Origin of the sequence: Lysinibacillus sp. NPDC093210, from assembly GCF_044753985.1 — a bacterium.
GTDB lineage: Bacteria > Bacillota > Bacilli > Bacillales_A > Planococcaceae > Lysinibacillus.
The window spans coordinates 15,879-30,914 of the sequence record NZ_JBIVOE010000004.1 but is presented as its reverse complement, the minus strand read 5'-3'; the positions used below and the strand labels follow the sequence as shown (position 1 = coordinate 30,914).

Genomic DNA, 15,036 nt, shown 5'->3' with positions numbered 1-15,036 from the left:
GGGTTATTGCTTAAAGAGCAATATCGTTTTCCTACAGCAACTTTATAGTATTTGAAAGCGTCCTTCAATATTGAAGGACGTTTCATAGTATGTTTAGGCAATTAAGTCTCTCTTCTTAAAAATGAATGTGGACCATTGCACTTGATATACAATATAACCAAAGGACGGTGCAAATCGTTTTGACGAAAAAATGGAAAGTGATGACGATTTTCGGTACGAGACCAGAGGCGATAAAAATGGCCCCGCTTGTATTGGAATTACAAAAACATCCCGAGCAAGTGGAATCAATCGTGACTGTAACAGCACAACATCGCCAAATGCTTGACCAAGTATTAGAAACATTTAAAATTACACCAGACTACGATTTAAATATAATGAAGGATCGTCAAACTCTAATCGATGTGACAACCAATGCATTACAAGGTTTAGATAAAGTCATGAAAGAAGCACAACCTGATATTGTCTTAGTGCATGGTGATACTGCTACAACATTCATTGCAAGCTTAGCAGCGTTTTATAATCAAATTGCTATTGGTCATGTTGAAGCAGGTCTTCGAACATGGAATAAATATTCACCTTACCCAGAGGAAATGAATCGTCAGCTGACAGGTGTCATGGCTGATTTGCACTTTGCACCAACAGAAGTATCAAAGAAAAATCTTTTAGATGAAAATAAAAATGTAGATACTATTTTTGTCACAGGCAATACAGCTATTGATGCATTAGCTACAACGGTGAGTGAGCATTATACACATCCGGTGCTAGAAAAAATAGCAAACGATCGAATGATATTATTAACAGCACATCGTCGTGAAAATCTAGGCGAGCCTATGCGTCATATGTTCCGAGCGATTACTCGACTGTTAGCGGAGCACGAAGATGTTCAAGTTGTCTACCCTGTGCATATGAACCCGGCTGTGCGAGAAATTGCCAATGAAATATTAGGCGATAATGACCGCGTGCATTTAATTGAACCTCTTGAAGTTTTTGATTTCCATAACTTCGCTGCGAATTCGTACATGATTTTAACTGACTCTGGTGGTGTTCAAGAAGAAGCGCCATCATTAGGAAAGCCAGTTCTAGTGCTTCGTGATACAACAGAGCGTCCAGAAGGAATTGCTGCTGGAACTTTGAAACTAGCAGGAACAGAAGAAGAAACAATTTATTCTCTTGCAAAAGAATTGCTAGAGAATAAAGAGGCGTATGAAGCGATGGCAAAAGCCTCTAATCCTTATGGAGATGGACATGCTTCACAGCGTATCGTAGAAGCCCTCTTAAATTTCTTGCAAAAAAGCAAGTAATACACCATTTTTAAATTTAAAAATAAGTAAAAAGAACTAAAATTTAATGTGTAGCTAATTTACGAGCAAATTTCTGTCGTAAATTAGCTTTTTTTTGCATTATTCTAAAAAAGTTTTTGTAATCTATGAAAGTTCATACACAAATTTGTCAACAATTTGACAAGAGTATAGTAGCTGTGAAGTTTTTCTCCTTTACTAATTGACTTCAAATATCACCTATTGTATGCTTACAAAGGGTAAGAATGATAAGGGTTTCTAATCGTTGATAGACGTTGAAACACTTGTTATATCAAGTTTCTACTAAATTGACAGTTCAAACCATCACTGTCGATTTGCAACGTTTTGTGCGTTTCGGTTTAACACCGAATCAGTAAGGGGTGTAAGGCATTATTAGGAATTTACACCTGTAATTTCATTCAAATGACTCTCCCATTACTATTCCGCTGTGAGTAGTGTTTTTCACTGCTCTTTTCTGATTTCACAAAGTGGTAAGCAAACGTTTTCTTTACTCGAAAAAATGATTCAGGAGACTACAAACCAATGCTAGATTTGCATCACATTTTTGCTGTGCAGAAGAGAGCGTTATTTTTTTTGCTCGCACTTTGCGCATTAGGCTGGGGCTTTACGTCCTTTCAAACAGTTTTTGCGGGCATCGCAATCGGTGCATTTTTTGGTACGTATAATTTTTGGATATTAGTTCGCCGTATGGAGAAGTTTGATCGTTCCATTAGTGAAGGGAAGAAAATAGGTTCACTTGGTACAGCACTGCGTTTTGGATCAGGTGTAGCGGCAGTCGCTATAGCCATTTCGTTGCCAAACTATTTTCACTTGATTAGCACGGTCATAGGGCTAATGATTCCGTACGTAGTTCTCTTTGTCGAGAGGATTGTATCGCATGTAAGGAACCACTAATTGTGCTTTATTAGAAAGAGAGGTGAAAAATAACAATGAATCATGAAGCTCCGTTAGTAACCATTGGTTTTTTAACATTTAACTTATCTACAGTTATGATGTTACTAGTTGCAGCAATAGTCGTATTTTTAATCGCTGTTATCTCTACTAGAAACTTAAAGTTAAAACCGACTGGTATGCAAAACTTTATGGAATGGATTATGGATTTCGTAAAGAATATCATCAAAAGCAACATGGACTGGAAAACTGGTGGACGATTCCACATTCTAGGTATCACACTTATTATGTTTATCGCAGTATCTAACTTATTAGGTCTTCCATTCTCTATTATCTATGACCATGAACTTTGGTGGAAATCGCCAACAGCTGACCCAACGGTTACAATGACTCTTGCAACAATGATTTTAGTATTATCTCAATACTATGGTATCAAAATGAAGGGTACAGGCCATTATGTTGGTACATTCTTCAAACCAATGTCATTTATGTTCCCGCTAAAAATTATTGAAGAGTTTGCGAACACTTTAACATTAGGTCTGCGTCTTTACGGTAACATTTATGCAGGTGAAATTTTACTTGCATTAATCGCAGGTTTAGCAGTATCAGGTCCAATCGGGTTCGTAGGTGCAATTGTTCCTATGATGGCATGGCAAGGTTTCTCTATTTTCATCGGCTTTATCCAAGCCTTTATCTTCACAATGTTAACAATGGTTTACATGGCTCATAAAGTGAGCGATGACCATTAATATAAAGCATAAATTTTATGCTTGAACCAAAAAAACAAACAATTCCAAGGAGGAAATTTTAAAATGACAGGTTCATTAGGTTTATTAGCAGCAGCAATCGCAATCGGTTTAGGTGCACTTGGTGCAGGTATTGGTAACGGTCTTATCGTATCAAAAACAGTTGAAGGTATCGCTCGCCAACCAGAAGCTCGTGGCGTTCTTCAAACTACTATGTTCATCGGGGTTGCATTAGTTGAAGCCTTACCGATCATCGCAGTAGTAGTAGCATTCATCGTAATGAACAAATAATTCAGTTGTATACTGAATTTTACTAGTGGCGAAGCAGGATTCTCCAGATGAAACTTCGCCCTTCATTTTGGAACTGATAAAAGCTATGTGCAAATATAGCTTTTTAAAATAGGTAAGTTTTTAAGTATCACAAACTAATATGTTGAAGTTAAAGCTCTTGAAGGGAGTGAAACAATCGTGTTTTTAGACAATCTTGTACTAGGTGCAGGTGGAGGATTTAATGGTGGAGATATCGCCTCAACATTAGTCATCTTCTTAGTATTAATGGCTTTACTTAAAAAGTTCGCTTGGGGTCCATTAATGGGCATCATGCAACAACGTGAAGAATTAGTAGCTAGTGAAATCGAAGCAGCTGAAAAAGCTCGCAAAGATTCGCACAAATTTTTAGAAGAACAAAAAAGTCTTCTTAAAGAAGCTCGTACGGAAGCACAATCGATTGTTGAGGGTGCTAAGAAGCAAGGCGAAATGCAAAAAGAAGAAATTCTTACAGCAGCTCGCAACGAAGCTAACCGCTTAAAAGAATCGGCTTTACGTGAAATCGAGTCTGAAAAAGAAAAGGCTATCGCAGCTGTACGTGATGAAGTCGTTTCATTATCTGTACTTGCAGCATCTAAAGTCCTTAGCAAAGAGATTTCTGAGGCAGACAACCGTGCTCTAATCGAAGAGACGATTGCGAAGGCAGGGGAAGCTCAATGAGTAATTCAACTGTAGCAAAGCGTTACGCTCAGGCTCTATTTGAAATTGCGCAACAAAAAAATATTCTTGCAGAAGTTGGGGCAGACTTAAACGAGTTAACAAAAGTTGTTACAGAATCTCCAGATTTTTTAACACTTTTAAACGCGCCTAAGTTCTCTATCGAACGTAAGAAACAAATGGTAGCTGAAATCTTTGCAAGTGCAACGCCAGAAGTTTTACACACAGTTCAACTACTTGTTGAGAAGAAACGTGTAAACGAAGTGAAGCTAATTGCTAATGCATATGCTGAGCTTGCTGCACAGGCACAAGGTTCTGCAGATGCAACTGTATTCTCAACTCGTGAATTATCTGCTGAAGAAAGCGCTAAAATTTCTGCGGCATTCAGTAAACTTGTTGGGAAACAATCATTAAACATTACAAACGAAATCGATCCTTCATTATTAGGTGGTATTCGTGTTCAAATCGGTAACCATATTTATGATAGCTCAGTAGTGAACAAGCTTGAGCGTCTAAAACGTGAATTAATCGGTTAATAATTTAGAAATGTGAGAGGTGACATACATGGGCATCAAGGCTGAAGAAATCAGCAGTCTGATTAAACAACAGATTGAGAATTATGAATCTGAACTTAAAGTAAGCGAAGTTGGTACAGTTATCCGTATTGGTGACGGTATCGCTCTTGCTCATGGCCTCGACAACGCCATGGCTGGAGAGCTTCTAGAGTTCTCTAACGGTGTTATGGGTATGGCTCAAAACCTAGAAGAAGGTAACGTTGGTATCGTTATCTTAGGTCCATACACAGACATCAAAGAAGGCGATGAAGTTCGTCGTACAGGTCGTATTATGGAAGTACCAGTTGGTGAAGAACTAATTGGCCGTGTTGTAAACCCACTAGGTCAACCAGTGGATGGACAAGGTCCAATCAACACAACTAAATCTCGTCCAATCGAAAGCCCAGCTTTCGGTGTAATGGCTCGTAAATCAGTACACGAACCACTACAAACTGGTATCAAAGCGATTGACGCACTTGTACCAATCGGTCGTGGTCAACGTGAATTAATCATTGGTGACCGCCAAGTTGGTAAAACATCTGTAGCAATAGATACAATCCTTAACCAAGGTGACCAAAACATGATCTGTATCTATGTTGCAATTGGTCAAAAAGAATCTACTGTACGTGGTGTAGTAGAAACTTTCCGTAAACATGGCGCTTTAGATTACACAATCGTTGTGACAGCTTCAGCTTCTCAACCAGCTCCATTATTATTCTTAGCACCATTCGCTGGTGTATCTATGGCAGAGGAATTCATGTTACAAGGTAAACACGTATTAATCGTGTATGATGATCTTTCTAAACAAGCATCAGCTTACCGTGAACTTTCACTTCTTCTTCGCCGTCCTCCAGGTCGTGAAGCATACCCTGGTGACGTTTTCTACTTACACAGCCGCTTATTAGAACGTGCTGCGAAGTTAAATGAAACATATCAAAATGGTTCAATTACAGCTCTTCCATTCGTTGAGACACAAGCTGGGGATATCTCTGCATACATCCCAACTAACGTTATCTCAATCACTGATGGACAAATTTTCTTACAATCTGACTTATTCAACTCAGGTGTACGTCCAGCGATTAACGCCGGTCTTTCTGTATCACGTGTAGGTGGATCTGCTCAAATTAAAGCGATGAAAAAAGTTGCGGGTACACTACGTCTTGACTTAGCTGCATTCCGTGAACTTGAATCTTTCGCTCAATTCGGTTCAGATTTAGATAAAATCACACTTGCTAAACTTGAGCGTGGTAAACGTACGGTTGAAGTTCTTAAACAAGACCTAAACAAACCACTTAAAGTTGAAAAACAAGTTGCGATCCTTTATGCATTAACTAAAGGTCACTTAGATGATATTCCAGTTCAAGATATCGTTCGTTTTGAATCTGAATTCTTAAGCTGGTTAGATACAAACCACACAAACGTTTTAGATCATGTTCGTACTACTAAAGAACTTGCTCCTGATGCGGAATACGTAGCAGCTTTAACTGCATTCAAAAAAACTTTCGCTAAATCAGAATAAGCAAGAAAAATAGTCGCTTGATTAAAAAACAAAAGGTGGTGAAATACCAGTGGTAAACTTACGCGAAATAAAAGGTCGTATTAATTCAACAAAGAGTACGAAACAAATTACGAAAGCGATGCAGATGGTTTCTTCTTCAAAGTTACGTCGTGCAGAGCAAAACGCTAAAGCTTACGTTCCTTACATGGAAAAAATTCAGGACGTAGTAGGCGCTATCGCATCAGGTACAAAAGACAGTGGACATCCAATGTTAACTGCCCGTCCTGTAAAGAAAACAGCTTACTTAGTCATTGGTTCTGACCGTGGTCTTGCAGGTGCTTATAACTCAAGTATCCTTCGTCAAGTGCAACGTACAATCAACGAGCGTCATAAATCAAAAGACGAATACGTGATTTTAGCAGTAGGTCGTGTTGTTCGTGATTACTTTGTGAAACGTGATCATAATGTTATTAGCAGTGTAGTTGCTCTTCCTGACCAACCATCATTCGCTGATATTAAAGAAATCGCTCGTAATGCTGTTGGTATGTTCATTGACGGTACGTATGATGAACTTTATATGTACTACAATCACTTTGTTAGCGCTATCGCTAACGAAGTGACAGAGAAAAAACTTCTTCCATTAACTGATATTGCAACTGTAAGCAGTAAAGCTTCATATGAATTCGAGCCATCTGGTGAAGCAATTCTTGAAGTATTACTTCCACAATATGCGGAAAGCCTAGTTTACGGCGCATTATTAGACGGAAAAGCAAGTGAACATGCTTCTCGTATGACTGCTATGAAAAATGCAACTGATAACGCATCTGATCTTATCGGAGATCTTTCATTGCAATATAACCGTGCACGTCAAGCAGCAATTACACAAGAAATTACAGAAATCGTTGGTGGGGCTGCAGCCTTAGAATAGGCTTCAGCTCACCAATGTCGTATAAGAATACGATAGGAGGGTACACAGTAATGAATAAAGGACATGTTATTCAAGTAATGGGTCCGGTTGTTGACGTAAAATTCGACAATGGCCAATTACCAGCAATCTATAACTCATTAACAGTTAAGATTGAACGTCCTAATGAAGAACCAACAACTCTTGCATTAGAAGTTGCACTTCATTTAGGTGATGATTCTGTTCGTACAATTGCAATGTCATCTACTGATGGCTTACAACGTGGAGCAGAAGTAACAGACTCAGGAAAAGCTATCTCAGTACCAGTTGGTGAAGTGACTCTTGGTCGTGTATTCAACGTATTAGGAGAAGTAATCGACTTAGGTGAAGAAATTCCAGCTGATGCTCGTCGTGATTCAATTCACCGCGAAGCACCAACTTTCGATGAGCTTTCAACTTCAGTTGAAATTCTTGAAACAGGTATCAAAGTAGTAGACTTATTAGCACCATACATCAAAGGTGGTAAAATCGGTCTATTCGGTGGTGCCGGTGTAGGTAAAACTGTATTAATCCAAGAATTAATCAATAACATTGCACAAGAGCACTCAGGTATCTCTGTATTCGCTGGTGTAGGTGAGCGTACTCGTGAAGGGAACGACTTATTCTTCGAGATGAGCGATTCAGGCGTTATCAAGCAAACAGCGATGGTATTCGGTCAAATGAACGAGCCACCAGGTGCACGTATGCGTGTAGCTTTAACTGGTCTTACAATGGCAGAATACTTCCGTGATGAGCAAGGTGCAGACGTACTTTTATTCATCGACAATATCTTCCGTTTCACACAAGCAGGTTCTGAGGTTTCTGCCCTATTAGGTCGTATGCCTTCTGCGGTAGGTTACCAACCAACACTTGCAACTGAAATGGGTAAATTACAAGAACGTATCACATCTACTAACAAAGGTTCTGTAACTTCTATTCAAGCGATCTATGTACCAGCCGATGACTATACTGACCCGGCTCCAGCTACAACTTTCGCCCACTTAGATGCAACTACTAACCTTGAGCGTAAATTATCTGAAATGGGTATCTACCCTGCGGTTGACCCATTAGCTTCGACTTCTCGTGCATTATCACCAGAAATCGTAGGCGCTGAGCACTACGCAGTAGCAACTGGCGTACAACGTACAATCCAACGTTACCGTGAATTACAAGATATCATTGCTATCTTAGGTATGGATGAGTTATCTGATGAAGATAAACAAACAGTTGAACGTGCTCGTCGTATTCAATTCTTCTTATCTCAAAACTTCCACGTTGCGGAACAATTCACTGGTCAAAAAGGTTCTTACGTTCCTGTTAAAGAAACGGTTCGTTCATTCAAGGAAATCCTTGATGGTAAACACGATCACCTACCAGAAGATGCTTTCCGTTTAGTTGGTTCAATTGAAGAAGTAGTTGAAAAAGCGAAAAGCATGGGCGTAGAGGTTTAATACTAGGGACGAGGAGGAAAAAATATGAAGACAGTTACAGTCAATATTGTCACTCCCGACGGCCCAGTATACGATTCTGAAGTATCAATGGTAATCGCGAAAACAACTTCAGGTGAGATTGGTGTTCTTGCTGGCCATATTCCAATGGTTGCTCCACTTGCAATTGGTGCAGTGAAGCTGAAAAAAGAAGACGGTTCAACTGAAGTTGTAGCTGTAAGCGGTGGTTTCATTGAAGTTCGCCCAGAAAAGATCTCAATTTTAGCACCTTCTGCTGAAATTGCTGAAAACATCGACGTTCAACGTGCTAAAGAAGCCGTTAAACGCGCTGAAGGACGAATTCAAAGCAAACAAGATAACATTGATTTCAAACGTGCTGACCTAGCATTAAAACGTGCGTTGAATCGTATCAACGTTCATGAGGGTAATATCTAATTCAATTTTTAACGGGCAGATTCAATATCTGCCCGTTTTTTAAATGGAGGAACACGATGTGGAAATTTATGAAGCAGTAGGGCAAGAAGCTTTAATGGGGATTCTATCGCATCTATTTTTTATTGCTATCACATTTTACGCTTTGCAGGCCTTCATGGTAGAAAAACTATTTAAGAAAAATAAAGTTTTTCAAATACAGTTGATTTATATTTTGCTGAGCATTGCGATAGGCACAGCAGTTTCTAATTTCTTTCTTCAAATTTCAGGATGGTCTGGAAAACTTCCGTACTTATTTTAAATTTAGCGAAGTAAACATAATACGTAGACGGAAGCATAATTTTATAGGTACATATTTCGCAGGGCTCCATAAGATAACTTATGTGGTCCTTTGAAATATGTACAAAAGAGGTTTAGCAATCCATATAAACGGATATATTTTAGTCACGAACTTTCGTTATGTATAAGAGAATTACATTTTTTTCCGTGTTATTGGTCATTCACAAAAAAAAAAATAATGCGTACAATAAATAAATAGCAAAATATCAATAAATGCATTAAAATAGTGATTTGGACGCTTGAACGAGCGTGTGAAAAGTTGTACTATAAAGTTGTTTGTTTACTGATTATGACATTATACATCTTTTTTTAAAATAAATTTTCGATAGGTTAAGAGATTGAATTCGGAGGGACGTAGGGTGGATAAAATTATAGTGACTGGCGGCCAAAAGCTACAGGGGAAAGTTCGTGTAGAGGGCGCAAAAAATGCAGTGTTACCAATCCTGGCAGCAGCTTTACTTGCTTCAAAAGGAGAAAATGTAATTAAAGAAGTCCCTAACTTAGCAGATGTTTATACCATAAATGAAGTACTTAAAAGTCTAAACGCTGATGTTACATATATACCAGAAGACAATATAGTATATATAGACGCAACAAAGGATCTTTCAAGTGAAGCACAATTTGAATTTGTTAGTAAAATGCGTGCATCTATTTTAGTAATGGGTTCTTTACTTGCTCGAAATGGCTTTGCACGTGTAGCTTTACCGGGTGGTTGTGCAATCGGTTCACGTCCAATAGAATTACATTTAAAAGGCTTTGAGGCAATGGGTGCAAAAATTTCATTTGGGCACGGGTATGTGGAAGCGAAGGTAGAGGGTCGTTTACAAGGTGCGAATGTGTATTTGGATTTCCCAAGTGTTGGAGCTACAGAAAATATTATGACAGCTGCATCTTTAGCAAAAGGAACGACTGTTATTGAAAATGCAGCAAAAGAACCAGAAATTGTAGATCTTGCTAACTTCATTAATAGTATGGGTGGCCGTGTTATCGGTGCTGGTACGAATACGATTCGTATAGAAGGCGTTGACACATTATATGGAATAGAACATCATATTATTCCAGATCGTATTGAGGCAGGTACATTTATGGTAGCTGCAGCGATCACAAAAGGTGATGTAACGATAGAAAACGCTGTGCCAGAGCATATGACGGCTTTAATAGCTAAAATGCGAGAAATGGGCGTTGAAATCACAGAGCTAGATGAAGGTATACGCGTACATGTTCCGCAAACATTAAAAGCTGTGGATATTAAAACAATGCCGCATCCAGGATTCCCAACGGATATGCAATCCCAAATGATGGCCTTAATGTTAACTGCTGAAGGTACGAGTATTATTACCGAAACTGTTTTTGAAAACCGTTTTATGCACGTAGAAGAGTTTCGTCGCATGAATGCTGGTGCAAAAATTGAAGGCCGCTCTGTCTTTATTGAAGGACCAGTAGACCTACAGGGAGCTGAGGTTATGGCAACAGATTTACGAGCTGCCGCTGCACTAATTTTAGCTGGTCTTGTGTCAGAAGGTATTACGAGGGTTACAAAGCTTCATCACTTAGATCGTGGTTATGTAGACTTTCATGGGAAATTAGCGTCACTTGGCGCTAATATTGAACGTGTAACATCTATGGAAGTTGTACAAAAAGAAAAAGCTTCATTGGAATTACCAACAAACTAATGATATTAAAATCTCTTTGCTTATAATAAGCAAAGAGATTTTTTGTTGTTAAATCGAAATCTACTCTTTCAAACAAGATAATAAGTCTTTTACGTTTAGTAGAACGCTCATATATTAAAGAGTTCTCGCATATTATTCCATATGAAAAAATGGATAATGAGTATTGGTGTTATTTGTTTAATTGGCGCATTATATATGCTTCCTTTAGCATTCGGTGAGAGACGAACGGATGACAATTTGAACAATTCTCCACAAACGACGGAAAAAGCCTGTGAAATATTCATAGAAGTGGAGGGACAACAGGAAAAAATTCCTTTAGAAACGTATATAGTTGGTGTAGTTGCTGCGGAAATGCCTGTTTCTTTTAATAAAGAGGCCTTAAAAGCTCAAGCCATTGCAGCAAGGACATATGCTCTAAAAACGACAAATTACGGCAAGAATACCATTGCACCTACAGTTGCAAGGCAAGTTTACTATAATAAGGAACAAAGAAAAGCAAATTGGACTAGCAATTTCCCGGGAAATGAAAAGAAAATTGTCGAAGCCATTACAGAAACACAAGGACAAGTACTTCTATATGATAATGAATTAATAACGGCAATGTTTCACTCAACAAGTAATGGAAAAACGGAAAGTGCTTATGGCTACAGCGGTAATGACTTACCATATTTACAAAGCGTTACAAGTATATCCGATCAAGCATCTCCAAAGTTTGCAACAATAGAAGAATGGACGTTAGCCGAATGGAATGCCTTGTGGCAGATTAAATGGCAGGCAACAGATTTCTCCCGTATACAATTGTTCCTTAATGATTCAGGACGTGTTGAACGTCTACAGATGGGGAAAAACGTCTGGTCTGGGAGAGAGGTTAGAACACTCTTACAATTACCGTCAACAGATTTTAAGATTTCATATAGTAGGGATACTGGAAAAGTGCAAGTAGCAACGAAGGGATATGGTCACGGAGTTGGTATGAGTCAGTATGGTGCAAATGCGATGGCAGGCGAAGGAAAGACCGCCGCAGAAATTTTACACTATTATTATCAACAAGTTGAGATAAAAAAAATAGATGCATGTTTAAAATAGCTTCTAGTTGTTCACACTGCAACTAGAGGTGATGAAAATGAGAGAGGATAAAAATAGTAAAACTTCTCAAAATGAAAAAGGACAATTGCAGAAAAAACCTTGGTTTTGGCCGGTAGTATACGGTGGTGGTGCGTTAGTGTTAGCAGGTTTGTTATTTGGTTACAATAGTCTTGTATCAAAAGAAGAGGCGCCATTACCAGATTTAGCTCAGGTAGACCCAGGTCCAGTAGTTGAAACAAATGCAAAAACAGAAAACATGAAGTATCCATTCAAAGAAGCTGACTTTAGTAAAGTACAAGTTTCACAGGAATTTTATGAGGTAGAAGCCAATGAAGAGTCACGTGAGAATGCTTTAATGGTATTCAATCAAACTTTTACAACTTCATCAGGCATTTCTCTTTCTATGAATGGAGAGGAATTCGAAGTAGTTGCTGCCTTGAGTGGTAAAGTACTAGAAGTAAAACTAGATGCATTCACAGGAAATAAAATCGTTCTAGAGCATGCAAATGGTATGCAAACACATTACAGCTCTGTGAAGGATATTGTCGTAAAAGAAGGCGATGAAGTTACACAAGGTCAGGCACTAGGAAAAGCGACTGACAATGAGTGGAATCAAGCAGCTGGCGTTCACATGCATTTTGAAGTACTAGAAAACGGGAAATATATCAATCCTAAAAAATTACTAGCATTTTAAAAAAATCAGCATTTTAACGAGAAAGTGCAAAACGTGTTCTGAATAGCTTTGTCCTCACATAAGGTGAAGAAATGCGCAGACGTGCATCTGATGCCAAAGCCATTTTGTGAAATTGTGTGGAAAGGACGAAGAACGTGCACGAGCACATTCGGAAGCGCTGCATACGCCTCGGTGAATTATTGATTGAGACGCGTGAAACTGTGCGTGTCCTCGCGAAAATGACAGGTTACTCAAAAAGTACGGTGCATAAAGATTTAACAGAGCGATTACCAACAATTCATGAAGGATTAGCTGATCAAGTGAAAGAGATTCTCGCCTACCATAAAGCCGTACGTCATATTCGTGGAGGAGAGGCAACGAAAAACAAGTGGAAAGAAAGAGCGAGTCAAGAATGATTCGTTCTTTTTTTGTACTTTGCTACTTGTGTACATATAATTGTATGAAAACAAACGGAATAACTAAATTTAGGTGAAATTACCAATGGGGTATGATAAAATATTCTAGATAAATAGACAATAGGAACGTTATGTAGTTTGAACTGGCGGGAAGGAGAAATTTAAAATGTTTTCGAAGGATATAGGCATTGACTTAGGAACTGCGAACGTATTAATTCACGTAAAAGGTAAAGGAATCGTCCTTAATGAACCTTCAGTGGTAGCAATAGATAAAAAGACAAACAAGGTTTTAGCTGTAGGAGAAGAAGCTCGTCAAATGGTGGGTCGCACGCCCGGTAATATAACTGCAATTCGGCCATTACGCGATGGAGTGATTGCAGATTTTGATGTTACTGAAGCGATGCTTAGACATTTCATCAATAAATTAAATTTAAAAGGGTTTTTATCTAAACCACGTATCTTGATTTGCTGTCCTACTAATATTACAAGTGTAGAGCAAAAAGCTATTCGCGAAGCCGCTGAAAAATCTGGTGGTAAAAAAGTATATTTAGAGGAAGAGCCAAAAGTTGCGGCAATCGGTGCAGGTATGGATATTTTCCAACCAAGCGGCAATATGGTAGTTGATATCGGTGGCGGAACTACAGATATTGCAGTACTTTCAATGGGTGACATTGTAACAAGTGAGTCTATTAAGGTAGCGGGCGACGTTTTTGATAATGATATTTTGCAATATATTAAAAAGGAATATAAATTGCTAATTGGTGAGCGTACTGCAGAAGCAATCAAAATGACAATCGGCACAGTTTTCAAAGGCGGACGTAGCGATTCAATGGATATTCGCGGTCGTGATATGGTAACAGGCTTACCTCGTACCATTACAATCCATTCTGAGGAAATAGAACGTGCATTACATGAATCGGTAGCAATGATCGTACAATCGGCTAAAAACGTGTTGGAAAAAACACCACCTGAGCTATCAGCTGATATTATTGATCGCGGTGTAATTATTACTGGTGGTGGCGCATTGCTACACGGTATGGACCAACTGTTAATTGAAGAGTTAAAAGTTCCAGTCTTTATTGCTGAATATCCAATGGACTGTGTGGCAATTGGTACTGGCATTATGCTAGAAAATATTGATCGTGTTCCAGCATCCCTATAAAAATACAATGAGGTGATTCCTTTGTTCAAAGGGTTTTATACAGTAGCAACAGGTATGATAGCACAACAAAGACGAACAGAATTACTGACAAACAACTTATCAAATGCAAATACGCCTGGATTTAAAGCTGATCAATCTACAATTCGTTCATTCCCAGATATGCTAATGTCGAGCGTAGGTAAAACAAATGCACCTGCCAATCAGCAATCCGGCTCGCAGTATATGAGCCAAGTTGGTGCATTAAATACAGGAATTTATATGCAAGAAACATTGCCAAATTACATACAAGGTCAAATCTACAGCACTGATTTAACGACAGATATGGCCCTGATTGATGGATACTTACCGCAAAATGAAGATGGTGTTACTGGCTCAATTTTCTTCCGTCTGGCACATCCAGACGGCGGAGAAGCCTATACACGTAACGGGAATTTTACATTAGATGGTCAAGGCTATTTAGTCAATGCGCAAGGTCTTTACGTATTATCAGACAGTGGACAACGCATCCAGCTACCAAATGATGATTTCCTTCTTGATCAGGATGGTACAATTTTTGTAAATAACCAGCAAGTAGCACGTGTAGGTGTATCATTTGCTGCCAATCCGAACATGCTAGTCAAACAAGACAATGGCTTAGTTCGTACAGAAAATGGAGACGCTTTACCTACTGCTTACGGTGCGAATGGCGTATCGTTTACATTAGGTCAAAATTATTTAGAGCGCTCTAACGTAGACTCTGGTCGCACAATGACAGACTTAATGACAGCGTATCGAGCTTTCGAAGCAAACCAAAAAGTGTTGCAGGCTTATGATCGCAGTATGGAAAAGGCTGTTAACGAAATCGGCAAACTATAATAAGCGAACAGGAGGCG

17 protein-coding genes are annotated in these 15,036 nt (G+C 38.8%); all 17 read left to right on the top strand.

The genetic code is table 11. From position 1 onward, the window contains the following. Positions 1 to 179: 179 nt before the first annotated feature. The 17 genes from wecB (at position 180) to ACIP9C_RS11545 (ending at position 15,019) form a co-directional block, all read left to right on the top strand. A complete protein-coding gene (gene wecB / locus ACIP9C_RS11625) occupies positions 180 to 1,301 on the top strand; it encodes a non-hydrolyzing UDP-N-acetylglucosamine 2-epimerase (RefSeq protein ID WP_401010742.1) in 1,122 nt (373 codons plus the stop codon). Between the two features lie 540 nt (positions 1,302 to 1,841). After that, entirely contained in the window at positions 1,842 to 2,213 is a 372-nt protein-coding gene (locus ACIP9C_RS11620) for an ATP synthase subunit I (RefSeq protein WP_139860289.1), read from the top strand. A gap of 35 nt (positions 2,214 to 2,248) precedes the next feature. After that, positions 2,249 to 2,959: a F0F1 ATP synthase subunit A gene (atpB, locus tag ACIP9C_RS11615; RefSeq protein ID WP_401010740.1), complete on the top strand. Its 711-nt coding sequence runs from the start codon at positions 2,249 to 2,251 to the stop codon at positions 2,957 to 2,959. A 63-nt stretch (positions 2,960 to 3,022) separates the two neighbouring features. Next, on the top strand, positions 3,023 to 3,247 hold the full coding sequence (gene atpE, locus ACIP9C_RS11610) for a F0F1 ATP synthase subunit C (RefSeq protein WP_004269474.1): 225 nt from the start codon (positions 3,023 to 3,025) through the stop codon (positions 3,245 to 3,247). A 177-nt stretch (positions 3,248 to 3,424) separates the two neighbouring features. Further along, complete coding sequence (gene atpF / locus ACIP9C_RS11605) at positions 3,425 to 3,943, top strand: F0F1 ATP synthase subunit B (protein ID WP_401010737.1); 519 nt, start codon at positions 3,425 to 3,427, stop codon at positions 3,941 to 3,943. Then, complete coding sequence (locus ACIP9C_RS11600; RefSeq protein ID WP_340820979.1) at positions 3,940 to 4,476, top strand: F0F1 ATP synthase subunit delta; 537 nt, start codon at positions 3,940 to 3,942, stop codon at positions 4,474 to 4,476. Before atpF ends, ACIP9C_RS11600 begins: the two co-directional genes overlap by 4 nt. A gap of 28 nt (positions 4,477 to 4,504) precedes the next feature. After that, on the top strand, positions 4,505 to 6,013 hold the full coding sequence (atpA, locus tag ACIP9C_RS11595; protein WP_401010734.1) for a F0F1 ATP synthase subunit alpha: 1,509 nt from the start codon (positions 4,505 to 4,507) through the stop codon (positions 6,011 to 6,013). Between the two features lie 49 nt (positions 6,014 to 6,062). Beyond that, on the top strand, positions 6,063 to 6,920 hold the full coding sequence (gene atpG / locus ACIP9C_RS11590; RefSeq protein WP_401010732.1) for an ATP synthase F1 subunit gamma: 858 nt from the start codon (positions 6,063 to 6,065) through the stop codon (positions 6,918 to 6,920). 50 nt (positions 6,921 to 6,970) lie between these two features. Further along, complete coding sequence (gene atpD, locus ACIP9C_RS11585; RefSeq protein ID WP_173478604.1) at positions 6,971 to 8,386, top strand: F0F1 ATP synthase subunit beta; 1,416 nt, start codon at positions 6,971 to 6,973, stop codon at positions 8,384 to 8,386. 24 nt (positions 8,387 to 8,410) lie between these two features. Continuing rightward, entirely contained in the window at positions 8,411 to 8,818 is a 408-nt protein-coding gene (locus tag ACIP9C_RS11580) for a F0F1 ATP synthase subunit epsilon (RefSeq protein WP_340820975.1), read from the top strand. 58 nt (positions 8,819 to 8,876) lie between these two features. Next, entirely contained in the window at positions 8,877 to 9,116 is a 240-nt protein-coding gene (locus ACIP9C_RS11575) for a DUF1146 family protein (protein ID WP_401010728.1), read from the top strand. 397 nt (positions 9,117 to 9,513) lie between these two features. Beyond that, complete coding sequence (murA, locus tag ACIP9C_RS11570) at positions 9,514 to 10,827, top strand: UDP-N-acetylglucosamine 1-carboxyvinyltransferase (RefSeq protein ID WP_401010726.1); 1,314 nt, start codon at positions 9,514 to 9,516, stop codon at positions 10,825 to 10,827. A gap of 141 nt (positions 10,828 to 10,968) precedes the next feature. Then, complete coding sequence (gene spoIID / locus ACIP9C_RS11565; RefSeq protein ID WP_401010724.1) at positions 10,969 to 11,913, top strand: stage II sporulation protein D; 945 nt, start codon at positions 10,969 to 10,971, stop codon at positions 11,911 to 11,913. Positions 11,914 to 11,950: 37 nt separating this feature from the next. Next, positions 11,951 to 12,607: a peptidoglycan DD-metalloendopeptidase family protein gene (locus ACIP9C_RS11560; protein WP_401010722.1), complete on the top strand. Its 657-nt coding sequence runs from the start codon at positions 11,951 to 11,953 to the stop codon at positions 12,605 to 12,607. 134 nt (positions 12,608 to 12,741) lie between these two features. Beyond that, on the top strand, positions 12,742 to 13,002 hold the full coding sequence (locus ACIP9C_RS11555; protein WP_004269485.1) for a sporulation transcriptional regulator SpoIIID: 261 nt from the start codon (positions 12,742 to 12,744) through the stop codon (positions 13,000 to 13,002). A gap of 166 nt (positions 13,003 to 13,168) precedes the next feature. Next, positions 13,169 to 14,164: a rod shape-determining protein gene (gene mreB, locus ACIP9C_RS11550; RefSeq protein ID WP_340820969.1), complete on the top strand. Its 996-nt coding sequence runs from the start codon at positions 13,169 to 13,171 to the stop codon at positions 14,162 to 14,164. Between the two features lie 21 nt (positions 14,165 to 14,185). Beyond that, positions 14,186 to 15,019, top strand: coding sequence for a flagellar hook-basal body protein (locus ACIP9C_RS11545; RefSeq protein WP_401010718.1), 834 nt, complete (start codon positions 14,186 to 14,188; stop codon positions 15,017 to 15,019). Positions 15,020 to 15,036 lie beyond the last annotated feature (17 nt).

Excerpts from the sequence above, each read along its gene's own strand:
- ACIP9C_RS11580 (WP_340820975.1), top strand. The coding sequence starts at position 8,411 with ATGAAGACAGTTACAGTCAATATTGTCACTCCCGACGGCCCAGTATAC.
- ACIP9C_RS11560 (WP_401010722.1), top strand. The coding sequence starts at position 11,951 with ATGAGAGAGGATAAAAATAGTAAAACTTCTCAAAATGAAAAAGGACAA.
- spoIID (WP_401010724.1), top strand. The coding sequence starts at position 10,969 with ATGAAAAAATGGATAATGAGTATTGGTGTTATTTGTTTAATTGGCGCA.
- atpB (WP_401010740.1), top strand. The coding sequence starts at position 2,249 with ATGAATCATGAAGCTCCGTTAGTAACCATTGGTTTTTTAACATTTAAC.
- atpA (WP_401010734.1), top strand. The coding sequence starts at position 4,505 with ATGGGCATCAAGGCTGAAGAAATCAGCAGTCTGATTAAACAACAGATT.
- ACIP9C_RS11600 (WP_340820979.1), top strand. The coding sequence starts at position 3,940 with ATGAGTAATTCAACTGTAGCAAAGCGTTACGCTCAGGCTCTATTTGAA.
- ACIP9C_RS11620 (WP_139860289.1), top strand. The coding sequence starts at position 1,842 with ATGCTAGATTTGCATCACATTTTTGCTGTGCAGAAGAGAGCGTTATTT.
- atpE (WP_004269474.1), top strand. The coding sequence starts at position 3,023 with ATGACAGGTTCATTAGGTTTATTAGCAGCAGCAATCGCAATCGGTTTA.
- atpD (WP_173478604.1), top strand. The coding sequence starts at position 6,971 with ATGAATAAAGGACATGTTATTCAAGTAATGGGTCCGGTTGTTGACGTA.
- mreB (WP_340820969.1), top strand. The coding sequence starts at position 13,169 with ATGTTTTCGAAGGATATAGGCATTGACTTAGGAACTGCGAACGTATTA.